Below are 24,644 nucleotides of genomic sequence, written 5' to 3'. Positions count from 1 at the left end.
GGAACGCCGCCGACTATGCCGGAGAACTTGTAAAATTCAGTTTGAAACCTGCGCTAACCCTGGGTGGCGGCGCGGCGACGCACACCACCACACGTCATGCCGTCCCGCAGGCGGGAGGCCATCCCGCTTGTCCGGCTGGGGACTGCGGGGCATGGGGAGGGTCCCCCATGCCCCCGACATCAGGCGCTGGTCTTGGCCTTCGTGGTGCTCTTGCGCGGGGTCGTGCTCTTGGCCGCCACTGTTTTGGCCGCCGCCTTGCCGGTCTTGGCTGTCGCCGCCTTGCTGCCGGCATCCGCGGCCTTGGCCGGGGTCTTCCGCGTCGTGGCCTTCTTCGCCGGCTTGGCCGCGTCGGCCGCCGGTTCCTCCGCCGTGCCCCCACCCTTCTTCGCCGTGTCCTTGGCCGCCTTGGCGGCCAGCAGCTCCAGCGCCTGCTCCAGCGTCACCTCGTCGGCGTTCATGGCCTTGGGGATGCTGGCGAACAGCTTGTTGTGCTGGACATAGGGGCCGAAGCGGCCGGAGCCGACCTTCACCGGCTTGCCGTCCTTGGGGTGGGCCCCCAGCTCGCGGCCCTGCACCGCCTTCTTGGCCGGGGCGTTGCCCAGCAGAACCACGGCCCGGTTGAGGCCGATGGTCAGCACATCATCATCCGGCGGCAGGTTCTTGTACGCATCGCCATGCTTGAGGTATGGCCCGAAGCGGCCGATGCCGGCCAGGATCTCCTCCCCGGATTCGGGGTGCGGCCCCAGGCTGCGGGGCAGGGCCAGCAGCTTCAGCGCGATCTCCAGGTCCACATCGGCCGGGTTCATGCCGCGGGGCAGGGACACGCGCTTGGGCTTGTCCTCCTTGCTGGCGGCAACGCCCAGCTGAACATAGACGCCATAGGGTCCGCGCTTGAGCGCCACCGGCAGGCCCGTCTCCGGATCATTGCCCAGTTCGCGGTCGCCCTCGGCCTGCTCGCCCTCCTCGCCGGCCACGGCCAGCGGCCGGGTATATTTGCACTCGGGATAGCGCGAACAGCCGATGAAGGCGCCGGTCTTGCCCAGCTTCAGCCCCAGCCGACCGCTGCCGCAATGGGGGCAGGCGCGGGTGTCCACCACCTTGCCGTCGGGCGTGGTCACGGCGGGGAAGAAGTGCGGCCCCAGGGCCTCGTCCAGGGCGTTCAGCACCTGGGTGATGGTCAGGTCCTTGGTCCCGTCGATGGCCTTGGAGAAGTTCAGCCAGAAGTCGCGCAGCACCTCCTTCCAGAAGATGCGCCCGCCGGAGATGTCATCCAGCTTCTCTTCGAGATCCGCCGTGAAGTCGTACTGCACATAGCGGGGGAAGAAGCTCTCCAGGAAGGTGGTGACCAGCCGGCCACGGTCCTCCGGCACGAAGCGGCGCTTGTCCAGCCGCACATATTCGCGGTCCTGCAGCACCTGCAGGATCGAGGCATAGGTGGAGGGGCGGCCGATGCCCAGCTCCTCCATGCGCTTCACCAGACTGGCCTCGGTGTAGCGGGGCGGCGGCTGGGTGAAATGCTGGTCGGATTTCAGGGCGCCGCGGGTCAGGTCGTCGCCGTCCTTCATGGCCGGCAGGCGGCGATGCTCCTCATCCTCGCCGTCATCGTCCCGGTCCTCCTGATAGACCTTCAGGAAACCGTCGAAGCGGACGACGGAGCCGGTGGCGCGGAATACGGCCTCGGCCCCCTTGCTCATGATGTCGACCGTCACCTGGTCCAGAATGGCGCTGGCCATCTGGCTGGCCACGGTGCGCTTCCAGACCAGCTCGTAGAGCCGCAGCTCGTCCCGGTCGAGATAGCGGGCCATCTGGTCCGGCCGCCGGCTCATGTCGGTGGGGCGGATGGCCTCGTGGGCCTCCTGGGCGTTCTTGGCGGCGGTCTTGTAGATCCGCGGCTTGTCCGGCACATAGGCGTCGCCCCAGGTGCCGCCGATCAGGGCGCGGGCGCCATCGATGGCCTCCTGGCTCAGCGACACGCCGTCGGTTCGCATATAGGTGATGACGCCGACGGTCTCACCGCCGATATCGACGCCCTCATACAGCTTCTGCGCCGTGCGCATGGTCTTGGTGGCGCCGAAGCCCAGCTTGCGGCTGGCCTCCTGCTGCAGGGTGGAAGTGGTGAAGGGCGGGAAGGGGTTGCGCCGCACCTCCTTGCGCTCCACGCGGCCGACGCGGAACAGCATGGGACGGATGCGCTCCAGGGCGGCGTCCGCCGCCCCCTTGTCGCCCAGCGAGAATTTCTCCAGCCGCTTGCCGTCCAGCTGGGTCAGGCGGGCGGTGAAGGTATGGCCGTCATGGGTTTTGAACTCGGCCTCGATGGTCCAGTATTCCTGTGGCCGGAAACTCTCGATCTCCGATTCCCGCTCGCAGACCAGACGCAGCGCCACCGACTGCACGCGGCCGGCCGATTTCGAGCCGGGCAGCTTGCGCCACAGCACCGGCGACAGGGTGAAGCCCACCAGATAATCCAGGGCACGCCGGGCCAGATAGGCCTGTACCAGCTCCTGGTTGACGTCGCGCGGATGGCGGATGGCGTCCTGGACCGCGCTCTTGGTGATCTCGTTGAAGGTGACGCGCTTGACGTCGGCCTTGCCCAGCAGGCGGCGTTCGGCCAGCAGTTCCTTCACATGCCAGGCGATGGCTTCCCCTTCGCGATCCGGGTCAGTGGCCAGATAGACTTTGCTGGCATGGCGCACGGCCTTGGCGATTTCGTCCATATGGCGCTTGGAGCGGTCGCCCAGCTCCCAGTCCATCTCGAAATCCTGCTCCGGCCGCACCGAGCCGTCCTTGGGCGGCAGGTCGCGGACATGGCCGAAGCTGGCCAGGACCGTGAAGTCGGAACCCAGATATTTGTTGATCGTCTTGGCTTTGGCCGGGGACTCGACGATGAGGACACTGCTGCCAGCCACGGGGACATCCGCCTTCTGAACACGAACGGGACGGGCGGTGCCAGACAGGCCCGATCAGATCAGGCTGACCTGTCCGCCCGGGTGGCGCTGCAACCGTCCCGCCAGTTCCAGTTCCAGCAGCACGGTCAACACCACAGGGGCAGACAATTGGCAGCCCCGGACCACTTCGTCAATGAGAACCGGGGTCGGGGACAGGCTCTCCACCACCAGGGCTCGGGCGCGTTCAAGCTCCTGCTCGCCGGGAAGGACCGGGGCGGGCACACGGAAAAGGTCGCGCTCCCGCTCGGCCAGCGGGCGCAGCGTGGCCTGCCGCAGCACGGCGACCACGTCCTCGGCCGTCTCCACCAGCACGGCGCCGTCCTTGATCAGACGGTTGCAGCCCTGGGCGCGGGGATCGACCGGCGAACCGGGCACGGCGAAAACGTCGCGCCCCTGATCCAGCGCCAGCCGTGCCGTGATCAGGCTGCCCGATTTCAGTGCCGCCTCCACCACCACCACGCCCAGCGACAGGCCGGAAATCAGGCGGTTGCGTCGGGGAAAATGGCGGGCCTGCGGCTCCGTGCCCAGCGGGGACTCGGCCACCAGCAGTCCGCGCTCGGCGATCTCCCGGTACAACCCTCCATTTTCCGGGGGATAGACCACATCGATTCCGCCAGCCAGCACGGCCACGGTTCCCGCCTCCAGCGCCCCGCCATGGGCGGCGGTGTCGATGCCCCGGGCCATGCCGGACACCACCAGGAAGCCGGCGCTGGACAGATCCATGGCCAGCCGTTCGGCCATGCGACGTCCGGCGATGCTGGCATTGCGGGCGCCGACCACGGCCACGGCCGGCCGGCGCAGCAGCGAGGGATGTCCGCGCAGGGCCAGGACCGGCGGCGCATCGTCCAGGCTGGCCAGCGCCTCGGGATAGTCCGGTTCGGCGGCGAAGACGAACGTTCCGCCCAGGTGCCGCAGCCCCTCCATCTCCCGTTCGGCCTCGGACCGGGTGGGGACGCGCAGGGGCTGGTTGCGCCCCCCCTTCCGCGCCAGCTCCGGCAGTGCCGCCAAGGCGGCGCCGGCACTGCCGCAGCGCTCCAGCAGGCGGCGGAAGGTGACCGGACCTACATTCTCGGTCCGGGTCAGCCGTAGCCAATCGAGTCGATCTGCGGGAGAAAGTGTGCATGATTTCTCGGTCATGGACGGAAGCATGCCCAGAGATGTGCGGTAGGTCAATGCCCAAATCTCTTTTCAGTTGTATGACAATGGTTTGGGCTTAATGACCATGATAGCGTCAGGCCCACGTGACGGGAGGAAACAATGATTCCGGAGCAGTCTGTTGACTATATTTTGGTGCAGCAGAGTGGTGGCCGTACCTTCTATGAGGAATTCGCCAGCCGCCCCGCCTGGCACGGTGGCCCCGCCGGCATCACCATCGGCATCGGGTATGATCTGGGCCAGATCGACGCCCCGCGGCTGACGCGGGACTGGAACGGCCTGCTGACACCGGAAACCCTGGGCCGGCTGGTGCCGGCCATCGGTCTGCGCGGCGATGATGCGGCGGGACATTACCGGTTGCAGGGGCTGACCCGGCAATTGCGCGATGTGGTGATCCCCTGGACCGCGGCGACCCAGGTCTTCCGGGAGGTGACGGTGCCGGCGCTGGAAGCGCAGGTGCTGGCGGCCTTCCCCGGCGCGGCCGGGCTTCCGCCGCTCTGTGTCGGTGCTCTGGTCAGCCTCGTCTACAGCCGCGGCCTGTCGCTGGCGGGGCCGAACCGGGTGGAGATGCTGCGCATCCGCAGCCTGATCCAGGCCGGCCGGCCGGAGGAGGTGCCCGACCAGTTCCGGGCCATGATGCGGCTATGGCCGCGCCTGCCGGGACTGCAGAAGCGGCGTGTGGCCGAAGCCGAGATGTTCCAGCAGGGGCTGGAGGCGCACGGCACCGCCGCCGTGGCCTGAGCCCGGCCCGCGCCGCTCTTGGACAATACCTTCCGCCGCACCTTCCGCCGCAATCGCGGCGGAAGGGCTTCAGGCCGCCTTTTTCTTGGTGCCGATCTTCGGCTCACTGCCATCCAGCAACCGGCGGATATTGTCCTTGTGCCGGATGAACACCAGCACGGCGATGAAGGCGCCCAGCCCGGCCACGGCCGGGCCGCTCCACCACCAGGCGAAGGCCGGGGCCAGAGCCAGGGCCACCAGCGCCGACAGGCTGCTGATGCGGAACAGCAGGGCTGTCAGCAGCCACAGGCCGCAGGCGCACAGGCCGACCGGCCAGTCGATGGCCAGCAGCACGCCCAGCGCCGTGGCCACGCCCTTGCCGCCCTTGAAGCCCAGCCAGACCGGGAAGGCGTGTCCCAGCATGCTGCCGGCCGCGGCGGCGATGGCGGCGTCCGGTCCCAGCAGGGCCAGGGCCAGCAGCGTGGCGATGCCGCCCTTGCCGCTGTCCAGCAGCAGCGTGGCCAGGGCCAGCGGCTTGTTGCCGGTGCGCAGCACATTGGTGGCACCGATATTGCCGGAGCCGATGCTGCGGATGTCGCCATAACCGGCCAGCCGCGTCAGCACCAGACCGAAGGGGATGGACCCCAGCAGATAGCCGCCGGCGAAGGCGGCCAGCAGAACGGACCAGCTCATCCCGGGGCTCCCTTACTCGGTGCGGGCGTAGACGCTGCGGCCATCGACGACGGTGCGCAGCACCATCCCCTGCACCGGCCGCTTGTCGAAGCAGGTATTCTTGGACTTCGACTGCAGCTTTTCACCATCCACGCGCCAGGGCCGGTCGGGATCGAAGATCACTAGGTCGGCCGGACCACCCTTGGTCAGCCGGCCCAGATGCCGCAGGCCCAGGATATCGGCGGGGATGCAGGTGACGGCGGCCAGTGCCCGCAGCAGCGGCAGCGCGCCCTTCTGCACCAGATCCAGCGTCAGCGGCAGCAGGGTCTCCAGCCCCACGGCGCCGAAGGCCGCCTGGGCGAAGGGGACGCGCTTGCTGTCCACATCCTCGGGCTGGTGGTCGCTGGTGACGGCATCGATGGTGCCGTCGGCCAGACCGGCGACGATGGCGCGCCGGTCCATTTCACCGCGCAGCGGCGGCGACAGTTTGAAGAAGGTGCGGTAATCGCCCACATCCACCTCGGTCAGGGCGAAATAGGGCGGGGCGGTGTCGCAGGTGACCTTCAGCCCCTTGGCCTTGGCCCGGCGGATGACCTCCACCGATTCCGCGGTGCTGATGCCGCTGGCGTGGTAGCGTCCGCCGGTCATCTCCACCAGCCGCAGATCGCGCTCCAGCATGATGATCTCGGCCATGGCGGAAATGCCGCCCAGGCCCAGCCTCGTGGCGATCTCGCCGGCATTCATGCTGCCGCTGGCCAGCCGCGGCTCTTCCGGCCGCTGGAAGATGGTGCGGCCGAAGGTGCTGGCATAGGCCAGGGCCCGCCGCATGACCAGCGGATCGGCCAGGGCGCTGGTGCCGTCGGTGAAGCCGACGGCGCCGGCCTCGGCCAGCAGCCCCATTTCGGTGATTTCCCGGCCCGCCGTCTCGCGCGTGGCGGCGGCATAGGCGAAGATCTTCACCAGCTTGGTCTCGCGGGCCCGGCGGGCCACGAATTCCAGACCGGCCACATCATCGATGACCGGATCGGTGTTGGGCAGGGCGGCCAGGGCGGTGATGCCGCCGGCGGCGGCGCTGCGGCTGGCGCTGGGGATGGTCTCCTTGTGCTCCAGCCCCGGCTCGCCGATCTGGGCGCGCAGGTCCACCAGACCGGGCGCCAGGCAGGCGCCGGCGCAATCCACGGCCTGGATGCTCTCCGGCACGCCGTCGGGAAACAGGCCCGGCCCCATTTCGGCGATGCGGTTGCCCTCCACCAGCAGGGAGCCGTGCTGGTCGAGCCCGCTGGCCGGGTCCAGCAGGCGGGCGTTGGTATAGATGGTGCGCTGGGTCATGGCGGCGGGCTCAAAGGTTCGGGCGGCTGTCCGGCCGCGTCAGCAGATCCAGGCAGGCCATGCGAACGGCCACACCCAACTCCACCTGCTGCAGGATCACGCTGCGGTGGATGTCGTCGGCCACCAGGCTGTCGATCTCCACCCCGCGGTTCATGGGGCCGGGATGCATGATCAGGGCGTCGGGCTTGGCCAGGGCCAGCTTGTCGTAATCCAGGCCGAAGAAGTGGAAATATTCGCGCTGGCTGGGCAGGAACTGGCCCTGCATGCGCTCCAGCTGCAGGCGCAGCATCATGACGATGTCCGCATCCTTCAGCCCCTTCTTCATGTCATGGTGCACCTCGACGCCCATGCGGTCGATGGCGCTGGGCAGCAGGGTGGGCGGGGCCACCACCCGCACCTGCGCCCCCATGATGTTCAGCAGGTGGATGTTCGAGCGGGCCACGCGGCTGTGCAGGATGTCGCCGCAGATGGCCACGGTCAGCCCCTTCAAGGCTCCCTTGTGGCGGCGGATGGTCAGCGCATCCAGCAGCGCCTGGGTCGGATGTTCGTGCTGCCCGTCGCCGGCGTTGATGACGGCGCAGTTGACCTTGCTGGCCAGCAGCTTCGGCGCGCCCGATTCCTGATGCCGCACCACCAGCACATCCAGATGCATGGCGTTCAGGGTCATCGCCGTGTCGATCAGCGTCTCGCCCTTCTTCACCGAGCTGCCATCCACCGACATGTTGATGGCGTCGGCGCCCAGCCGCTTGGCGGCCAGCTCGAAGCTGGTGCGGGTGCGGGTGCTGTTCTCGAAGAACAGGTTGACCACGGTGCGGCCGGCCAGCACGTCCGATTTCGGGCGGGTGCCCCGATTCTGCTCCACATAGCCGTCGGCCAGATCCAGGATCAGGTTGATCTCGGGGGCCGTCAGCCCCTCGATTCCCAGCAGGTGGCGGTGGGGAAGGGCCGCGGCGCGGCCGTCGAGGTCGTGCGGATGCACCGGGGCGGGGGCGGGGCTGTTCATCATGGGCCGGGACTATGGGGGCGGCGGGAACCCCGCGCAAGGGCGCTGCCTTGGCCGGGCGGGCGCAGGATGCGTCCGGCGGGGACGGTGCGCAAGGGGACATTCCCGCCCATGGCCTGTTGGGGGCTCACCTTCACGGATCACGGAGACGGATCATGCGCACTCTTGCCCTGATGGCCGCGGGCTGCCTGCTTTTCGCCCCGGCGGCCATGGCCCAGACGGCCGGAGCCGGAGGCTCCGATGCCAAGGTGCCGGCCGGGGCCGGTGTCCCGGCCGAGGCGGGCTTCATCTTCAGCGAACAGGACCGGACCCTTGTCCGCATGATGGCCCAGTCGAACCTGGCCGAGCCGGTGATCGCCAAGCTGGCCCTGGACCGCGCCCAGAGCCCAGAGGTCAAGGCCTACGCCCAGCAGATGATCACGGACCACGAGGTGGCGCACCAGCAGCTGCAGCAGCTGGCGCGGCGCTATGACATCGACCTGCCGGCCCGCCCCGCCGAACGCCAGGAGCAGGCGGCCAAGACCCTGGCCACGCTGAACGGCGCGGCCTTCGACCGGCAGTATGTCGGCGTCAATGTCACGGAGCATCAGCTGGTGGTGGATGCGCTGAAGGCCGAGGTGGCGGAACAGGCGTCCCCGCGCGATCCGCTGCATGAGCTGGCGCAGAAGCAGTTGCCGATCCTGCAGCACCATCTGGTGATGGCGCAGGGGCTGCAGGCCAACCTGGAACCCACGGCCTCCACCCGCTAATGCGCCGGTGCAGACAGCGGTTTGATGTCGCCGTGTCGGCGCCGGTGTGCCAGCGCGGCGGGGGACGGGGCCATGCCGGGCGGCATGGCCCCGTCCGGTTCAGGCGACGCCGTGGCGCTTGAACCAGGTCAGGCAGCGCTGCCAGCCATCGGCCGCCGGTTCCGGACGGTAGCTGGGCCGGTAATCGGCGAAGAAGGCGTGTGGCGCCTCGGGATAGAGGATGATCTCGCTGTCGGTCTTTCCGGCCTTGGCCAGGGCGGCGCGCATGGCTTCCACATCCTTGACCGGAATGCCCTGGTCGGCCTCGCCATACAGGCCCAGCACCGGGGCCTTCAGCGTGCCGGCCAGATCCATCGGGACCATGGGCTGCAGGTCGGTCGGCGGGCTGGCCAGCCGTCCATACCAGGCCACGCCGGCTTTCAGCGCCGGGGTGTGGGCAGCGTAAAGCCAGGTGATGCGGCCGCCCCAGCAGAAGCCGGTGATGCCCAGCCGCTTGGCATCGCCGCCGTTGGCGCCGGCCCAGGCCACGGTCCGGTCCAGGTCCGACAGGACCTGCGCGTCCGGCACCTTGGAGACGATGTCCTTGATCAGAAGTTGCACGTCGCTCTGCGCCGCCGGATTGCCCTGGCGGGCATAGAGTTCCGGGGCGATGGCCAGATAGCCGGCGCGGGCGAAGCGGCGGCAGACATCCTTGATGTGCTCATGCACACCGAAGATCTCCTGCACCACCAGCACCACGGGGCAGGGGCCGCCCTGGGCCGGCATGGCCCGATAGGCGGGCAGGGTTCCGTCGGCAACGGGGATCTTCACCTCTCCGGCGGTCAGGCCCTCGGCGGGGGTGGTGATGGTCTGGGCGCCCACGGGCAGGGTGGCGAGGGCGAAACCGGTGGCGAGGGTCGACACGGCGAAACTCCGGCGGCTCAGGGTCGGGTTGGGCACAAGCCCTTTGGCATCGGGCGGCAGGGTATCCATGGCGCAGCTGACCTCCTGGGGCATGTGTGACAAGAGGGGGATGCCGGATATGGGGCCGGCCGTCGGCGAAAGCCAGGGCGGGCGGCGGTACGCCTCGCTTTTCCGGTACCGGCGGGCCGCGGGCGACGCCGGCCCGCACCAGGGCGGCGGGCGCCGGAGGTTGCGTCGGCCGGGCGGGCATCGCATGATCCTTCGACCCGTCCGCACCGCAGGACCGACCATGCCGGCCGATGCCCGTACCGAACTGCTGCGCCAGATCCGCACCATCCGCCAGCGCATCGATCCGGATGTGCTGTCCCAGGCCGCCGCCGCGGCGCAGACCACCCCCATGGCCAAGGCGGCCGGGATGGTTGGCGGATCAGGCCGGACACCGCCCGATGCCGGGCCGGACATGGTGCCCTATGACAAGGAGGCGGCGCGCGACGCCGTCATGCAGTTCCTTCAGGCCCGCGGCGACAAGGGCCGCTTCGCCCTGCAACTGATGGAGCGGCTGAAGCAGGCGGAACAGGCCAGGGATGCCTATACCGTCGCCGATCACCGGACCAAGGCGGCGCCGGCCAAGGGCAAGCGTATTTGATGTCGATGCCCCCGTGAGGTGACCGTCGATCAACAGAGCGGTCATAGCTGCAGCGGGCCCCGTGCCGCCGTCAGGAAGCAAACGGACGTTGGCACGGGAACGGAACACGCGGACAGCACCGCTGCCGCTCGATGTCCCGCCAGTCCTGGGGCTGCATGACGTCTGGTGGATGGGCCGGCTTCCGCCGGCACAAGCCCGCGCTCCGGCGGCCATCTGAGGGAGGCGCCCGAGATGCTCAGGTCATGTAAATGCCGTCGCTATTCGCTGACGTGTCACCCATCGTCCCGATGACAGGGAGCACGATGACGGCCGGTGGGGACCAGGACTTCTTTTCCGTGTCTGCGGTGTCCTGCGGCAGGTGAACGCTTTGAGGGTCGGCGGCCATGGCCGTTATCCAATTCAAGGGGAAATTGCCATAAACATATACCCGCAACCAATCTCTGCAAATATTCATCGTATCTTTCCGAAGATTTTGCCGCGGAAGGTGAATGGCGGCGGCAATCGGCGGGCGGGGCGCTGGACTGGCGGGAGCCCGGCCGCGCCTACCGCTCCAGCAGCCACAGCCAGACGGGCAGGGTGGCGGCGGCGGCCAGGGTCTGTACGGTGATGATCCCGGCCATCAGCCGGTGGTCGCCCCCCATCAGCCGGGCCAGCACATAGGAGGAGGCGGAGGTGGGCAGGCCGTTGTAGAGCACGGCCACGGCCAGCGGCAGGGCTGCCAGCCCCAGCCAGCCGCCCAGCAGCGCCGTCAGCCCCGGCACCAGACCCAGCCGGATCACGCTGGCCGCCAGCACATCGCGCCCGGCCCCGCGGGCGGCGCCGAAATCCAGCCCGGCCCCCACGGCCAGCAGCCCCAGCGGCAGCGAGGCGGCGCCCAGGATCGACAGCAGCGGCGACAGCACCGGCAGGCTGTGCAGGCCGGCGGCGTTCATGCCTGCGCCGACCAGCACCCCGACGATCAGCGGATTCCCGGCCAGACCCCGCAGGGTGCGGCGCCAGTCGCCCCGGCCGGCGGCGCTGCCCCAGCGGTCCAGCACCAGAACACTCAGCACATTGACCAGCGGCACGATGGCGATGACGCCGATGGCCATGACCGCCGTGCCCTCGCGCCCGAACAGGGCGGAACTGGCTGCCAGCCCCACATAGCTGTTGACCCGGATGGCCCCCTGATAGACCGAGGTGAAGGCCGGGCCGTTGCGGCCCAGCCGCCGGTGCAGCAGCAACAGCAGGCCCGTGGCCAGCAGCGTGGCCGGGATCAGCGCCCCGCACAGGCCGGCGATGTCCAGCCCGGCCAGATCGGCCCTGGCTGTGCTGTCCACCAGCAGAGCGGGGAACAGGATGTAGTAGGTCAGCGTCTCCGCCGGTGCCCAGAAACTGTCCGGCACCGTCTGGCGCCGCCGCAGGGTCCAGCCCAGGACAATCAACAGGAAGATGGGGGCCAGGGCGGTGGCGACGGCGCTCATGGCCCCGGATCAGACCGCGTCATCATTGTCGTCATCGTCATCGGGCGGGGTCCAGCGCCCGCCGCCCACCGGCGGCAGCGTGCCGCCGCCGCGCTGGATGAAGTCGAGCGCACCCTGCAGGATGTAGGCGGCGGCCATCTTGTCCACCACCTCGTCCCGACGCTTCCGCGTCATGTCCCATTCGATCATCATGCGGTCCACGGCGCTGGTGGACAGGCGCTCGTCCCAGAAGGCGATCTCCGGCTCGACGCCGAAGATCTGCGGGCGTTGCAGCACCAGCCGGGCGAATTCGCGCACCGACTGGCAGCGCGGCCCCTCGCTGCCGTCCATGTTGACCGGCAGCCCCAGCACCAGCCCGCGCACATTGCGGTCTTTCATGGCGCGGGCCAGTTCGGTGACATCGGCGGTGAATTTGGTGCGGCGGATGGTACCGATGGGGGAGGCGACCCGCAGGTCGGGATCGGCCACCGACAGGCCGATGGTCTTCTCGCCCAGGTCCAGGCCCATGACGCGCATGCCCTTGGGCAGCACGTCCTTCAGTTCCATGAGGTTGCGGATCGCCATGGCGTGGTGCTAGCTTCCGTGCCGTTTTTATAGGAGACCGGTGCGGCCGGCATGCAATGATGCACCAACCGCGCCCCCGGATCGATTGCTCCAAGGACGGAGAGACTTAGCACCATGTCGCTCGACAAGGCCACCGTGGCGAAGATTGCCCATCTCGCCCGTATCAAGGTGCCCGAGGAAGATCAGGAGCACCTTGCCCAGGAATTGAACAAGATCCTCGGCTGGGTCGAGCAACTGAGCGAGGTTGACACCAGCGGTGTGCAGCCCATGACCAGCGTCGTCGCCCAGACGCTGCGCCAGCGCGCCGACGTGGTCAGCGATGGCGGCTATCCCGACACGGTCGTGGCCAACGCCACCGACGCCGCCGAACATTTCTTCTCCGTGCCCAAGGTGGTCGAATAATGACCGAGCTGACCCACCTCTCCATGGCGGAGGCCCTGGACGGCCTGCGCAAGAAGGATTTCACCGCCACCGAGCTGACCGGCGCCTATGTGGCCGCGGTCGAGGCGGCGCGCCCCCTGAACGCCTTCATCGTCGAGACGCCGGAGATCGCCCTGCGTCAGGCCAAGGAGGCCGATGCCCGCTATGCCGCCGGCACCGCCCGTCCGCTGGACGGCATGCCGCTGGGCATCAAGGACCTGTTCTGCACCGAAGGTGTGCAGACCACGGCCGCCAGCCGCATTCTGAAAGGCTTCATTCCGCCCTATGAAAGCACGGTGTCCGGCAATCTGTTCCGTGACGGCGCCGTCATGCTGGGCAAGCTGAACCTGGACGAGTTCGCCATGGGGTCGGCCAACATCACCAGCCATTTCGGCCCGGTGATCAGCCCCTGGTCCGGCAAGGATCCGGCCGGTGCCAGCCGCAAGCTGGTGCCCGGCGGCTCGTCCGGCGGGTCCGCCGCGTCCGTGGCCGGCCGCTTTGCCATCGCCGCCACCGGCACCGATACCGGCGGCTCCATCCGCCAGCCGGCCAGCTTCGTCGGCATCGTCGGTCTGAAGCCGACCTATGGCCGCTGCTCGCGCTGGGGTATCGTCGCCTTCGCCAGCTCGCTGGACCAGGCCGGCCCGATGACCCGCACCGTGCGCGATGCCGCCATCATGCTGGGGTCCATGGCCGGGTTCGATGCCAAGGACAGTACCTCGGTCGATCTGCCGGTGCCGGACTACCAGTCCTTCCTGACCGGCGACATCCGCGGTCTGCGCGTCGGCATTCCGCGCGAATACCGGGTCGATGGCATGCCGGCCGAGATCGAGCGGCTGTGGCAGCAGGGCATCGACTGGCTGAAGGCCGCCGGGGCCGTGCCGGTGGAGATCAGCCTGCCGCACACCAAGTACGCCCTGCCGACCTACTACATCGTGGCGCCGGCCGAGTGCTCCTCCAACCTGGCCCGCTATGACGGCGTGCGCTTCGGCCAGCGCGTCGAGGGCAAGGACCTGCAGGAGATGTACGAGAACACCCGCGCCGCCGGTTTCGGCGCCGAGGTGCGTCGCCGCATCCTCATGGGCACCTATGTGCTGTCGGCCGGCTATTACGACGCCTATTACCTGAAGGCGCAGAAGGTCCGCGCCCGCATCGCCGAGGATTTCCAGAAGGCCTACGCGCTGTGCGATGTCATCCTGACACCGACGGCGCCCAGCACCGCCTTCGCCATCGGGGAGAAGCAGGACGACCCCATCGCCATGTACCTGAACGACGTGTTCACGGTGCCGGCGAGCCTGGCCGGCATTCCCGGCATCTCCGTCCCCGCCGGCCTGGGCAGCGACGGGCTGCCGCTGGGTCTGCAGATCCTGGGCCGTCCCTTCGACGAGGGCACGGTGCTGAAGGTGGCGGAGGTCATGGAAAAGGCCGCCGGCCCGCAGCCTCTGCCGCCCTATGCGGGGTGAGCCGTAGGTCGGGCCGAGAGCAAGCAAGGCCCGACACTACCCCGCCGATGCCAATATCCGGAGGTCAGCCCGGGCTTGACCCGGGCGCCTCGTGAAAGCCGTCCTGCCAAGGGGCGGCAGCGGGCATCCGAAAAACGCCTCTCCCAGCCCCCGGCGACCGTCACTCATTCTCCTCATAGAAGCCGTGGCAGACTTTCAAGGTCATGTCCAACGTCCGGCCCGGCCTGAACGTCACTGGCACGGTCGTCGCGGGCTGCGGTACCGCCGTGATGTTGGGGAAGTTGGCCGTCAGGAACGCGGCCAGCGGGGCTTGCCACTCACCGACCTCTGTGGGCAGCTTCAGGGGCGCGCGCTCGCCGAAGGCGATACCCACCTGCCCCAGCCGAAGTTCCTGCGGAGTTTTTCTTATGATGGCGTCGAAGCTCGGCAACGGGTCAAGCAGTCCGAGATAGGTGACTGTGCCTGGCTTCACCTCGAATGCCACGCTGCCACCGTCGTAACAGGCCGCCCACTGCTTTTTAACCTTGAGTTGTTGCAGAGCATAGATCCCGGGCTCCACCAGGGCCACGGCATAGGTCTTGCCTGACCCGGACAATATGGGTTCGCCCATCTCCACGGTCGCCGATAACGGATTGCCGTCGAACCGCGATCCGGCAACGTCGAAACGTCCCAGCGTGGGAGTTACACCTCTGGCAAGCCGGTGCAAGTAGTAGTCGACCTCCAGCACCACCGCGGCTTCGGCGGATGTCTCATCGACCTTCGCGGTCTTTGGGGCTGCCGAACTACAGGCGCTTAGCAGGGCCAAACTCAAGAGAAATACATGTCGGAACAACATCGATTTTCCCATCTCGGGCCAAGCACAGAATACGGCAGTGAACTACCCCAAAATTGCGCGCTCGAGCAAGTCGGCGGTTCGGCTGAGGGATGTCGTTCGTCTATGCTCCACCGTGTCAGAAAAGAACTCCGCGCAGCGAGCCGTCGCGCATCCCGGCCCTTACACCTCGACCAGGGCATAGGGCCGCCCGCCGGGCTTCTCGATCTGGGCGGCCACATTGTAGACGGGAATGCCGCGCCGGGTCTGGCCGCCATAGGTGCCGCGGTGGGCGTGGCCGTGGAACACGGCCCGGATGGTCTCGAAACGGTCGATGGTCTCGGCCAGACGGGAGGAGCCGAGGAAGGGGAAGATCGCCTCCGGCTCGCCCACCACCGTCTCGCAGATCGGGGCGTAGTGCAGCACCACCACGATACGGTCGGTGTCCAGCATCTTCAGGGCATGTTCCAGCCGCAGGGCCTCGTCGATGGCCTCCTGCACGAACTGCTTGATGGCGGCTTCGCCGAAGGCGTCCAGCATCTTGCCATCGAAGCCGCCGCCGAAGCCCTTGACCCCGGCGAAGCCGACACCGCCGATCTGCACCGTCTCATTTTCCAGAAAGCGGACGCCGGCCTGGGCCAGCACCGCCTGCACCGCGTCCGGATGGCCGCCCTGATGGTCATGATTGCCCAGTACCGCCAGGACCGGGATCGAGCAGGCGCGCAGATCCTCGGCCAGGGCCTCCGCCTCCGCGGCCGTGCCGATGTTGGTCAGATCCCCGCAAAGACAGAGCACATCGGCTTCGCCCGAGGCCTGGGCGAAGGCCTCCTTCCACTGGCCCCTGTGGCTGGGGGCGGCGTGCACGTCGCCGATGGCGGCCACGCGCAGCGGGGCGGACGCGGTCTGGTCGGTCATGGGCTGTCCTCCTCGACACCGGCCTTTCCCGCATCGGCTTCCCCGGCGTCGGCGGCCGGCTTGGCCGGGCCGATCAGGTCGGCGAAGCCCCAGCGGGTGACGTCCACCTCATAGTCGCTGGGGCTGAACAGCCGGCCACGGCAGATCCGCGTCTGGGGGATCGGCAGGTCGGCATGGTCGCGGGCGCGCTGCAGCAGCTCGTCATAAAGCCAGCGCGGCACGTTCTCCCGCTCCGACGGGTAGATGAAGCGGAAGTTCAGGATGTGCATCAGCAGCACCTCCCAATACTGCTCCATATGGTTCAGCAGCCGTGTCCAGTCGATGCGGTCCGACTGTTTCAGGATCAGATGGGCCACGTCGGCGCCGTCATAGCGGTGGCGCAGTTGCAGCAGCGCCTTGGACCAGATCATCTCCGTCGGCGGCGTCAGCTGCACCGAGACCCCGTAATAGGTGGCGGGATGGTCCTCCTGGAACCAGCTGTCGGTGATGGGCACCACCGCCGCGGCGGAGCTGAAGATGACGTCGAAGAAACAGTCGCCGCGCCGGACCTTGGCGATCCAGCGCTCATCCTCGATCTCGGTCTCGAAGCCGCGCTGGCGGAAATGCAGCAGGATCCGCGGGAAATCCCCGGCCTTGCAGAAGATGTCCAGATCCTTGGTCGCCCGGTTGATGCCGGTATAGCAGTTCACGGCAAAGGTGCCGGCCACCAGGAAGGGATAGCCGCTCTCGGTCAGCAGCCGCAGCGATTCGGCATAGAAGCGGTCGGCATCGGGCGGCGCCAGATCGGATTGCGGCGGTGGCACACCCTCCAGCAGCCGGGCGGACCCGATGCTGACCGGGATGGGAGGAGGGGTGGGCGGGGGCGCTTGGTCCACGGGAGTCCGGTGGGCTGTCTCATACTGCCCAGCAGCAACATCGCGGCGGGCCGGGGGTTCCCGCCCGGCCCGCCGCTCGGCCGCTGGTCCAGTCGGCGGGGTCGCGCCGTCGGTGCGCCACACCGGGTCCGGCATTTCTCAATTGACAGAACAGCACGGCAAGATCATCTATTCCGACATCGGATGCATTTGCCGCCTTGGCGGCGGCATCCGATAAGAATATACCGTGAACATCGGCGACAGCCCTTCCCGCGGGAAGGGCTGTCGTTGCTGTCCGGATGAATGCCTGCCCGGAGCCTACCCCCATGTTCAGCAGCCTTCTGCGCGGTGCCATGCGCACCGTCCGCATCGACAGCCTGGAGGACCAGGACCGCGCCTTCGCCTGGGAGGATGCGGAGCCGGTGCGGCCGTTGCCGCGCCAGCCCTTCGCCTTCATGTGGGGGCTGATCCGCGAGAAATTCGCCGGCCGGCTGACACTCATGGTGCTGGCCGTGGTGCTGGGCCAGGGTATCGAGGCGTTCGAGCCCTATGCGCTGAAGGCGGTGGTGGATGCGCTGACGGCGGCGACCGGGGGCCAGCCGCAGCAGGGGCTGGGGCTGACGGTCTGGTTCGGGCTGCTGCTGGCCATCTGGTTCGGCAGCATCGGCATGTACCGGCTGTATCAGATCGTGGACATCTACACCTCGCCCTCCATCCGGGCGCTGGCGCAGAAGCGCATGTTCGGCTGGCTGATGGGGCACAGCCCGCGCTATTTCCAGGACAATTTCTCCGGCAAGCTGGGCCAGAAGATCAAGCAGGGGGCCAACGCCATCCTCAGCGTGATCGAGATCCTGATGTTCGACGTCATCCGCGTCGTCGTCCTGATCCTGGTGGCGCTCTGTCTGCTGTGGACGGCGGCGCCGACCTTTTCCGTGGTGCTGGGCCTGTGGATGCTGGTCTATGTGGCCGTGTCGGGTTGGCTGGCCCGGCATTGCTTCCGCCTGTCGGAGGCCATGTCGGATGCCGTGTCCACCTCGTCGGGCCGCATCATCGACGCCATCACCAATGCCGATCTGATCCGCGGTTTCGCCCGCACGGCCTATGAGCGCACTTTTCTCGGCCATTGGCTCAATGCCGAACGCTTCCGCTCGCGCCGGCTGCGCTGGTTCCTGGTGCTGATGCGCCTGTTCCAGATGGCCAGCATCATCGGGCTGCTGGCCGTGCTGGTCTGGATCGCCATCGGCCGCACCCTGGCCGGGCAGATGAGTGTGGGTGAATTCACCCTGGTCTTCACCCTGGCCTTCCAGATCTCCAACACGGTCTGGCAATTGTCCGACCGGTTGCTGAACTTCTTCGAGGAGCTGGGGACATTGTCGGAGGCGCTGGAGCTGGTCTCGGCCCCGCATGAGATCGTGGATGCGCCGGATGCCAGGCCCCTGGCCGTGGCCCAGGGCGGGATCGAGATCCGCGACCTGCGCTTCGCCTTTCCCGACGGGACCCGCGTGTTCAACGGGCTGACGCTGTCCATCCGGCCGGGGGAGAAGGTGGGGCTGGTCGGCCGCTCCGGTGCCGGCAAATCGACCCTGGTCAAGTTGCTGCGCCGGCAGTACGACCCGCAGGGCGGTTCGATCGTGATCGATGGGCAGGATGTCGCCCGGGTGACGCTGGACAGCCTCAACGCCGCCATCGCCGAGGTGCCGCAACAACCGGGTGTCTTCCACCGCAGCGTCGGCGACAATATCGCCTATGGCCGGCTGCAGGCGACCCAGGCGGAGGTGGAGCAGGCGGCCCGGCAGGCCCATGCCCACGATTTCATCCTGCGCCGGCCCACGGGCTACGGCACCATCGTCGGTGAGCAGGGGATCAAGCTGTCGGGCGGGGAGCGTCAGCGCGTGGCCATCGCGCGGGCGCTTCTCAAAGATGCCAAGATTCTGGTGCTGGATGAGGCCACCTCGGCGCTCGACAGCGAGTCCGAGCATCTGATCCAGGAGGCGCTGTGGACGCTGATGGAGGGACGGACGGTGATCGCCATCGCCCACCGGCTCTCCACCATCACCGGCATGGACCGCATCCTCTATCTGGAGGGCGGTCAGGTGGTGGAGCAGGGCAGCCATCCCGATCTGCTGGCGCTGGGCGGTCGCTATGCCGCCCTTTGGCACCGGCAGAGCGGCGGGTTCCTGGCCGCGGCGGAGTAAAAGGAGGGGTGGCGCCGATCGGCTGCCGCCGGGGGGGGACGGAGACCATGATGCATCTGCGTTGGACAAGTTTCGAAGAGCTGCCGCTCCACCAGCTCTATGAGCTGCTGGCCTTCCGTCAGCGCGTCTTCATCGTCGAGCAGGCCAGCCCCTATATGGACCTGGACGGCAAGGACGCCGCCTGCTGGCATCTGCTGGTGCGCGACCGGCCGGGCGGGGCGCTGATCGGCTGCGCCCGCGCCTGCGGTCCTGTCGGCGCCGAGCCGGCCTTCCTCGGCCGCATCGTCGTGGCGCCGGAGGCGCGCGGCACCGGTCTGGGCCGCCGGCTGGTGACGGAGGGGCTGCGTTGGCTGTCGATCCACCATCCGCGCCAGGATGTCCGCCTCAGCGCCCAGATCCACCTTGAAGATTTCTACGGTGATTTCGGCTTCGTGCGCGAGGGCGACCCCTACAGCGACGGCGGCATCCCCCACGTCACCATGTGGCGGCGGACGGGTCAGGCCCTGGCGGCCTGAGTATCGAGGGGAGGGCAGCCATGCCGTTCGGTCCGAACCCCATGGACCCGCATCCCATGAAGGGCCACCCCCGCGTCGGCTTCCTGAAGCCGCTGCTGGCGGGCGTGTCCAACGTGGAGGTGGGTGACTACAGCTACTACGACGACCCCGGGGGACCGGAGCGGTTCCGCGACAACATCCTGTACCATTTCGACTTCACCGGCGACCGACTGGTGATCGGGAGGTTCTGCGCCATCGCCTGGGGCACCAGGTTCATCATGAACGGGGCAAACCACGCCCAGGGTGGGGTATCCACCTATCCCTTCAACATCTTCGGCCAGGGCTGGGACAGCGTGCCGTTGGACCAGATCAGCTTTCCTCACAAGGGTGACACAGTGGTGGGGAATGACGTCTGGATCGGGTATGAGGCGCTGGTCATGCCGGGGGTGAGGATCGGCGACGGGTCCATCGTCGCCGCCCGGTCCGTGGTCACGGCGGACGTGCCGCCCTATGCCGTCGTGGCGGGCAACCCGGCCCGGGTGGTCAAGATGCGCTTTCCCGAGGCGATGGTTGCGCGGCTGCTTGAGCTGCGCTGGTGGGACTGGGAGGTGGAGCGGATCACCCGCGCCATCCCCGCGATCATGACCGGCGACCTGGACGCCCTGGCCGGTTTCGCCCCCGGCGCGTAGGGCCCACCCCTTTCCCGCGGGCACAGGACCCCTTATCTCTGCCGGGCAAGAATGAACCGGGAGAGTTAGAGCATGACCCGCCGCGCCGGCCTGACGGCCTTGTTCCTGAGCACCGCCCTGGCCGCCCCGGCGCTCGCTGCCCCGCCCGAGTTCGAGACCCTGCCGGCGCCCAAGGCCCGGCATGCCGTCAAGGCCACCACCCTGGTGGAGGGGCTGGACCATCCCTGGGGCATGGCCTTCCTGCCGGACGGTCGCATCCTGGTGACGGAGCGCACGGGCAAGCTGCGCGTGGTCAAGGACGGAACCCTGCGTCCCGAGCCGATCCAGGGCCTGCCGGAGATTGTGGAGATGGGGCAGGGCGGTCTGCTGGACGTGGCCCTGCACCCCGACTATGCCGCCAACCGCTGGGTTTATCTGTCCTGGGCCGAGAAGGCGGACGCTGGCCAGGACGCCGCGCGCAAGCCGCGCGATGCCGCCAGCGGCAACCGCACCGTCATCGCCCGGTTCAAGGACCAGGGCGACCGCTTCACCGACATGCAGGTGCTCTACCGCGGCACCATCGTCGCCAGCCGCCATCATTTCGGCAGCCGCTTCGCCTTCGGCCCCGATGGTAAACTCTATTTCGGCATCGGCGAGCGCGGCGGACAGGACCGGGCCCAGGATCTGCTGGACGGGTCGGGCAAGATCTTCCGCCTCAACGATGATGGCAGCATTCCCGCCGACAATCCCTTTGCCGGCCGCAGCGATGCCCTGCCGGAGATCTGGGCCTACGGCGTCCGCAATCCCCAGGGGCTGGTGCGCCATCCCGAAACCGGGGTGCTGTGGGAGACCGAGCATGGTCCCCAGGGCGGCGACGAACTGAACATCATCAGGCCGGGGGTCAATTATGGCTGGCCGGTCATCACCTATGGCAAGACCTACGGTCTTGGCTTGCGGATCGGCGAGGGCACGGAGAAGGAGGGCATGGCCCAGCCGGAACTCTATTGGGTGCCGTCGCTGGCCGTGGCCGGCATGACGGTCTATGAGGGGGCGGCGCTGCCCTTCTGGCGCGGCGACATCGTCGTCGCACTGCTGGCCGGCGGCATCGCCCGCATCGACCTGGAGGGGGGACGCCCCATCGCTGCCGAGCGCCTGCTGGAGCAGGAGCTGGGCCGCACCCGCGCCGTGGCCACCGCGCCCGACGGCCGGCTCTACGCCCTGGTGGATGATGCCGCCCCCGGGGGAAAGCTGGTGAGAATCGAGCGGCGCTGACAGCCGCCCAGGCCCGGCCCGGCCCGGCTCCGCCTCGGGCCTGGCAGCACCGCAGGCGGGATGGCTCCCGCCGGGCCTGCGGCATCCCGTGCAGCATCCCGTGCGGTGTCCCGCGGTCTGCCCTGCGGCCGCGCCAATCCCCTTGCCCTTCGCCGTGAATCCGGCCAAAACCGGCAGGTGGTTTTCCGCGGAAGAGAGTACGAGCGAAATGGCTTACCGGATTCAGGGTGAGACGGGTGAGTGGGAAGTCGTGATCGGGCTGGAGGTGCATGCCCAGGTCATTTCCCAGGCCAAGCTGTTCAGCGGGGCCGCCACGGCCTTCGGCGCCGCGCCCAACTCCCAGGTCAGCTTCGTCGATGCCGCCTTCCCCGGCATGCTGCCGGTCATCAACGGCTTCTGCGTCGAGCAGGCGGTGAAGACCGGTCTGGGGCTGAAGGCGAAGATCAATCTGCGCTCCATCTTCGACCGCAAGAATTACTTCTATGCCGACCTGCCCTTCGGCTACCAGATCAGCCAGTTCAAGGACCCGATCGTGGGTGAGGGCACCCTCGTCCTCGACCTTGCCGACGGGGAGACGCGCAGCGTCGGCATCGAGCGGCTGCATCTGGAGATGGATGCCGGCAAGTCGCTGCACGACCAGCACCCGTCGAAGACCTATGTCGACCTGAACCGGGCCGGCGTGGCGCTGATGGAGATCGTCTCCAAGCCCGACATGCGCAGCCCGGAGGAGGCGGCGGCCTATCTCCGCAAGCTGCGCACCATCCTGCGCTATCTCGAAACCTGCGACGGCAACATGGAGGAAGGCTCCATGCGCTGCGACATCAACGTGTCGGTGCGCAAGCCGGGCCAGCCCCTGGGCACCCGCACGGAGACCAAGAACGTCAACTCCATCCGTTTCGTGCAGCAGGCCATCGAATACGAGGCCCAGCGCCAGGTGGAGGTGCTGGAGTCCGGCGGCAGCATCGTGCAGGAAACCCGGCTGTGGGACACGGCCAAGGGCGTGACCCGCTCCATGCGCAGCAAGGAGGAAGCGCACGATTACCGCTACTTCCCCGATCCCGACCTGCTGCCCCTGGAACTGGACCCGGCTTTCGTCGAGCGGATCAAGGCGACCCTGCCGGAACTGCCGGACGAGAAGAAGGCCCGCTTCATCGCGCAGTACCACCTGACGCCCTACGACGCCGGCATCCTGGTGGCGGAAAAGGCCCGCGCCGACTTCTACGAGACGGTGGCCAAGGGCCGTGACGGCAAGATGGCCGCCAACTATGTCATCGGCGACCTGCTGGGCGCCCTGAACAAGACCGGCAAGGACATCTCCGAATCGCCGATCTCCGCCGCCGATCTGGGGGCGCTGATCGATCTGGTCAGCGACAACACCCTGTCCGGCCGTCTGGCCAAGGACGTGTTCGCCGAGATGCTGGACAGCGGCAAGGCGCCGGGCCTGATCGTCGAGGAGAAGGGGCTGCGCCAGGTCACCGACACCGGCGCCATCGATGGGGCCATCGACCAGGTCATGGCCGCCAATGCCGACAAGGTGGCGGAGTACCGGTCGGGCAAGGACAAGCTGTTCGGCTTCTTCGTCGGTCAGGTCATGCGCGCCACCCAGGGCAAGGCCAATCCGGCTCTGGTGAACGAGCGGCTGCTGGCCAAGCTGAAGGGCTGATCCGCCCCGCTTCCGTGCCGGGCGCTGAAAGACGAAGCCCCCGCCGATCCGTCGGCGGGGGCTTTTTCATGGCCATGATCAGGGGCGCGCCGGCCGGGGAAAGCGGCCGGCCGCCCAGCGTGCGGGATCAGCTCCGCGGCGGCTCGGTCAGCAGGCTGGCGATCTGCTTGGCCCAGCGGCGGATGAAATGGTCGGCATCGCCATATTCGGTCTGCAGGTTGAAGTTGCTGCCGAAGGGGGCGCCCACATCGGCATCGGCGATGACCGCCACCACCTGGCCGCTGCTGGCATCGGTCAGCGTGGCCTGGAAGGCCGCGGCGCCGACGCTGTAGCTCTTGAAGATGGTGCCGCCGAATCGCTTCTCCGGGTCGAACGGATTGTTGGGCACGAACTCGGTCAGCAGGATCTCCAGCTTCAGCACACCGGGTCCGGCCTGGGTGGTCAGGGCCGGCCCCAGGGCCGCCGTCAGCTTGTCGCTGAAATACTCGGTGGCGTGCTTGCGGTCGCGGTCCTTGAGGATGATGTCGTCGGGGCCGCGATAGACCTCGATGCCGATGGGGGCCAGCATCACCTTGCCATAGCGCGCCAGATCGACGCCGGGCCGCACGAACACATGGTCGAGCTGCGGGTGCTCCTGCTCCACCAGCCCCTGCGTCGGCAGGTCCGGGACTTTGGCGCGGCCGGGGGCCGCCAGAGCGGTGCCGCCGACCAGCAGGGCCAGGGCAGAGGCGGTGCAGATGGCGGTGCAGGCGGCCCGGAAGCTGCGCGTGCGCCGCGGATGGACGGTCGAAAACGACATGACGTCGGTCTCCTTCGCTCGGAATCACCGTCGGCGGATTGGTCCCGCCGGATTGCAACATTGCACCCGTCCCGCCAGTGCGGCCGGTGCCGGACAGCAGCCGGTGCCGGTCTTGGGCAGGGTGGCTTCACCCGAAACGGCCGGGCCGCCCCTGGCCCCGGCACATCCGGGTCGAAGCGCCGGATGCGCTTTGAACATGATCCTCGTTCCGGGCGTTGACAAGGGCTCCGCTTATCTCTAAACACCCTGGCTCACCGGCACGGCGCTGCGACAGCGACGCCGCGACGGACGGAGGGGTGGCCGAGCGGCTGAAGGCAACGGTTTGCTAAACCGTCATAGGTCTTAACAACCTATCGTGGGTTCGAATCCCATCCCCTCCGCCACTACCCCGGTACCGACCAGACCATGGGCCGCGCAAGCGGCCTTTTTTATTGCGATTTCAAAAGCCTTTGGCCGGGGTGGCTTCACCGCGGAGAACCGCCCCCTGGGCCTGAACGGCCCCAGCGGGTGTCTCTGTCTCCATCCATCTTAACTGCATCAAGTCAGTATAGGTTAATAAATATCCAGAATTAGTGCGGCTTTAGGCGGCATTATGTTCTGGTGTTTTTTGTTGATTTGGCGCTGGTATGCGTTGAAATATCGAATGCGATATAAATTATGTGATTGCTGATAATTTCAGATAATCCGGCTTGGTCTTTGCGTATTTGTTCGAAAGTGGCTTTCGGATGGCCGTGGCGGAACGCCCGACGGCATCACTCCTCGAAAACCCGGGCCGGCTGTTCGGACCAGGGCGCCAGACCCATCAGGGTGAGTGGCTCCAGGGACAGGGCGCAAGGGTGGCGGCGGACCAGCAGGTGCTCCATGGACTGCCCGTGCCATGGCAGGCGCTTGACATAGCCAGGACAAACGATACAGAACATAACAAGAACATCCTGCGTCGG

The 24,644-nt window shown here is 67.8% G+C and carries 24 protein-coding genes and 1 tRNA gene; 11 read left to right on the top strand and 14 right to left on the bottom strand.

What is annotated here, in order from left to right:
* Positions 1-179: 179 nt before the first annotated feature.
* Positions 180-2,906 carry a type I DNA topoisomerase gene (gene topA / locus DK368_RS08815; RefSeq protein ID WP_114393573.1) on the bottom strand — a complete coding sequence of 909 codons (2,727 nt, stop codon included), beginning with the start codon at positions 2,904-2,906 and terminating at the stop codon, positions 180-182.
* A 54-nt stretch (positions 2,907-2,960) separates the two neighbouring features.
* Positions 2,961-4,082, bottom strand: a complete 1,122-nt coding sequence (gene dprA / locus DK368_RS08810) for a DNA-processing protein DprA (RefSeq protein ID WP_114393750.1) — start codon at positions 4,080-4,082, stop codon at positions 2,961-2,963.
* A 120-nt stretch (positions 4,083-4,202) separates the two neighbouring features.
* On the opposite strand from dprA, the gene DK368_RS08805 reads away from it, so the two are divergent.
* Entirely contained in the window at positions 4,203-4,841 is a 639-nt protein-coding gene (locus DK368_RS08805) for a lysozyme family protein (RefSeq protein WP_114393572.1), read from the top strand.
* A 69-nt stretch (positions 4,842-4,910) separates the two neighbouring features.
* Here DK368_RS08805 and plsY read toward each other — a convergent pair whose 3' ends face one another.
* From plsY to DK368_RS08790, 3 genes are read right to left on the bottom strand one after another with little or no spacing between them, the layout of a single operon-like run.
* Positions 4,911-5,513, bottom strand: coding sequence for a glycerol-3-phosphate 1-O-acyltransferase PlsY (gene plsY, locus DK368_RS08800; RefSeq protein WP_114393571.1), 603 nt, complete (start codon positions 5,511-5,513; stop codon positions 4,911-4,913).
* A gap of 12 nt (positions 5,514-5,525) precedes the next feature.
* A complete protein-coding gene (gene pyrC / locus DK368_RS08795) occupies positions 5,526-6,821 on the bottom strand; it encodes a dihydroorotase (protein WP_114393570.1) in 1,296 nt (431 codons plus the stop codon).
* Between the two features lie 10 nt (positions 6,822-6,831).
* The gene (locus DK368_RS08790; protein ID WP_240002410.1) at positions 6,832-7,827 is read right to left on the bottom strand and encodes an aspartate carbamoyltransferase catalytic subunit; all 996 of its coding nucleotides are present in this window, start codon (positions 7,825-7,827) and stop codon (positions 6,832-6,834) included.
* A gap of 152 nt (positions 7,828-7,979) precedes the next feature.
* Between DK368_RS08790 and DK368_RS08785 the strand changes: the two genes are divergently transcribed.
* Positions 7,980-8,573 carry a DUF4142 domain-containing protein gene (locus tag DK368_RS08785; protein WP_162305942.1) on the top strand — a complete coding sequence of 198 codons (594 nt, stop codon included), beginning with the start codon at positions 7,980-7,982 and terminating at the stop codon, positions 8,571-8,573.
* Between the two features lie 99 nt (positions 8,574-8,672).
* On the opposite strand, the gene DK368_RS08780 is transcribed toward DK368_RS08785, so the two are convergent.
* Positions 8,673-9,545 (bottom strand): dienelactone hydrolase family protein, encoded by an 873-nt coding sequence (locus DK368_RS08780; RefSeq protein ID WP_114393568.1) that lies wholly within the window; start codon positions 9,543-9,545, stop codon positions 8,673-8,675.
* Between the two features lie 184 nt (positions 9,546-9,729).
* On the opposite strand from DK368_RS08780, the gene DK368_RS08775 reads away from it, so the two are divergent.
* Positions 9,730-10,122, top strand: a complete 393-nt coding sequence (locus DK368_RS08775; protein WP_240002409.1) for a hypothetical protein — start codon at positions 9,730-9,732, stop codon at positions 10,120-10,122.
* A 235-nt stretch (positions 10,123-10,357) separates the two neighbouring features.
* Here the strand turns inward: DK368_RS08775 and DK368_RS21340 are convergent, their stop codons facing one another.
* The 3 genes from DK368_RS21340 to ruvX all read right to left on the bottom strand — a co-directional run bounded on the left by DK368_RS21340 (position 10,358) and on the right by ruvX (position 12,149).
* Positions 10,358-10,507, bottom strand: coding sequence for a hypothetical protein (locus DK368_RS21340; protein ID WP_155524525.1), 150 nt, complete (start codon positions 10,505-10,507; stop codon positions 10,358-10,360).
* A 157-nt stretch (positions 10,508-10,664) separates the two neighbouring features.
* The gene (locus DK368_RS08770; protein ID WP_114393566.1) at positions 10,665-11,585 is read right to left on the bottom strand and encodes an AEC family transporter; all 921 of its coding nucleotides are present in this window, start codon (positions 11,583-11,585) and stop codon (positions 10,665-10,667) included.
* 9 nt (positions 11,586-11,594) lie between these two features.
* On the bottom strand, positions 11,595-12,149 hold the full coding sequence (gene ruvX / locus DK368_RS08765; protein WP_114393565.1) for a Holliday junction resolvase RuvX: 555 nt from the start codon (positions 12,147-12,149) through the stop codon (positions 11,595-11,597).
* A 114-nt stretch (positions 12,150-12,263) separates the two neighbouring features.
* Between ruvX and gatC the strand changes: the two genes are divergently transcribed.
* Both gatC and gatA read left to right on the top strand, forming a co-directional pair.
* Positions 12,264-12,551: an Asp-tRNA(Asn)/Glu-tRNA(Gln) amidotransferase subunit GatC gene (gatC, locus tag DK368_RS08760; protein WP_114393564.1), complete on the top strand. Its 288-nt coding sequence runs from the start codon at positions 12,264-12,266 to the stop codon at positions 12,549-12,551.
* Positions 12,551-14,032, top strand: a complete 1,482-nt coding sequence (gatA, locus tag DK368_RS08755; RefSeq protein ID WP_114393563.1) for an Asp-tRNA(Asn)/Glu-tRNA(Gln) amidotransferase subunit GatA — start codon at positions 12,551-12,553, stop codon at positions 14,030-14,032. The genes gatC and gatA overlap by 1 nt, the downstream gene beginning before the upstream one ends.
* Positions 14,033-14,192: 160 nt before the next feature.
* Here the strand turns inward: gatA and DK368_RS08750 are convergent, their stop codons facing one another.
* The 3 genes from DK368_RS08750 to DK368_RS08740 all read right to left on the bottom strand — a co-directional run bounded on the left by DK368_RS08750 (position 14,193) and on the right by DK368_RS08740 (position 16,633).
* A complete protein-coding gene (locus tag DK368_RS08750) occupies positions 14,193-14,867 on the bottom strand; it encodes a hypothetical protein (protein WP_114393562.1) in 675 nt (224 codons plus the stop codon).
* A 159-nt stretch (positions 14,868-15,026) separates the two neighbouring features.
* Positions 15,027-15,758, bottom strand: a complete 732-nt coding sequence (locus DK368_RS08745; RefSeq protein WP_114393561.1) for a metallophosphoesterase family protein — start codon at positions 15,756-15,758, stop codon at positions 15,027-15,029.
* Positions 15,755-16,633: a hypothetical protein gene (locus tag DK368_RS08740; RefSeq protein ID WP_205028113.1), complete on the bottom strand. Its 879-nt coding sequence runs from the start codon at positions 16,631-16,633 to the stop codon at positions 15,755-15,757. Before DK368_RS08740 ends, DK368_RS08745 begins: the two co-directional genes overlap by 4 nt.
* 305 nt (positions 16,634-16,938) lie before the next feature.
* Here DK368_RS08740 and DK368_RS08735 point away from each other — a divergent pair, with 305 nt between their 5' ends.
* The 5 genes from DK368_RS08735 to gatB all read left to right on the top strand — a co-directional run bounded on the left by DK368_RS08735 (position 16,939) and on the right by gatB (position 22,904).
* Positions 16,939-18,807 carry an ABC transporter ATP-binding protein gene (locus DK368_RS08735; RefSeq protein ID WP_162305941.1) on the top strand — a complete coding sequence of 623 codons (1,869 nt, stop codon included), beginning with the start codon at positions 16,939-16,941 and terminating at the stop codon, positions 18,805-18,807.
* A 47-nt stretch (positions 18,808-18,854) separates the two neighbouring features.
* Positions 18,855-19,322 carry a GNAT family N-acetyltransferase gene (locus DK368_RS08730; RefSeq protein ID WP_114393559.1) on the top strand — a complete coding sequence of 156 codons (468 nt, stop codon included), beginning with the start codon at positions 18,855-18,857 and terminating at the stop codon, positions 19,320-19,322.
* 20 nt (positions 19,323-19,342) lie between these two features.
* Positions 19,343-19,990 (top strand): CatB-related O-acetyltransferase, encoded by a 648-nt coding sequence (locus DK368_RS22275; RefSeq protein WP_114393558.1) that lies wholly within the window; start codon positions 19,343-19,345, stop codon positions 19,988-19,990.
* Between the two features lie 72 nt (positions 19,991-20,062).
* Positions 20,063-21,241 carry a PQQ-dependent sugar dehydrogenase gene (locus tag DK368_RS08720; RefSeq protein ID WP_114393557.1) on the top strand — a complete coding sequence of 393 codons (1,179 nt, stop codon included), beginning with the start codon at positions 20,063-20,065 and terminating at the stop codon, positions 21,239-21,241.
* A 208-nt stretch (positions 21,242-21,449) separates the two neighbouring features.
* The gene (gene gatB, locus DK368_RS08715) at positions 21,450-22,904 is read left to right on the top strand and encodes an Asp-tRNA(Asn)/Glu-tRNA(Gln) amidotransferase subunit GatB (RefSeq protein ID WP_114393556.1); all 1,455 of its coding nucleotides are present in this window, start codon (positions 21,450-21,452) and stop codon (positions 22,902-22,904) included.
* 127 nt (positions 22,905-23,031) lie between these two features.
* On the opposite strand, the gene DK368_RS08710 is transcribed toward gatB, so the two are convergent.
* On the bottom strand, positions 23,032-23,703 hold the full coding sequence (locus DK368_RS08710; RefSeq protein WP_114393555.1) for a DUF3313 family protein: 672 nt from the start codon (positions 23,701-23,703) through the stop codon (positions 23,032-23,034).
* Between the two features lie 290 nt (positions 23,704-23,993).
* Between DK368_RS08710 and DK368_RS08705 the strand changes: the two genes are divergently transcribed.
* Positions 23,994-24,086, top strand: a tRNA-Ser gene (locus tag DK368_RS08705).
* A gap of 369 nt (positions 24,087-24,455) precedes the next feature.
* On the opposite strand, the gene DK368_RS21335 is transcribed toward DK368_RS08705, so the two are convergent.
* Positions 24,456-24,623: a hypothetical protein gene (locus DK368_RS21335; protein WP_155524523.1), complete on the bottom strand. Its 168-nt coding sequence runs from the start codon at positions 24,621-24,623 to the stop codon at positions 24,456-24,458.
* Positions 24,624-24,644 lie beyond the last annotated feature (21 nt).

The sequence above is a fragment of the Oleisolibacter albus genome, from assembly GCF_003336875.1.
Classification (GTDB): Bacteria; Pseudomonadota; Alphaproteobacteria; order Azospirillales; family Azospirillaceae; genus Niveispirillum; species Niveispirillum album.
Note: the sequence above shows the minus strand (reverse complement) of the source record. Positions and strands in the feature narration are given on the sequence as shown.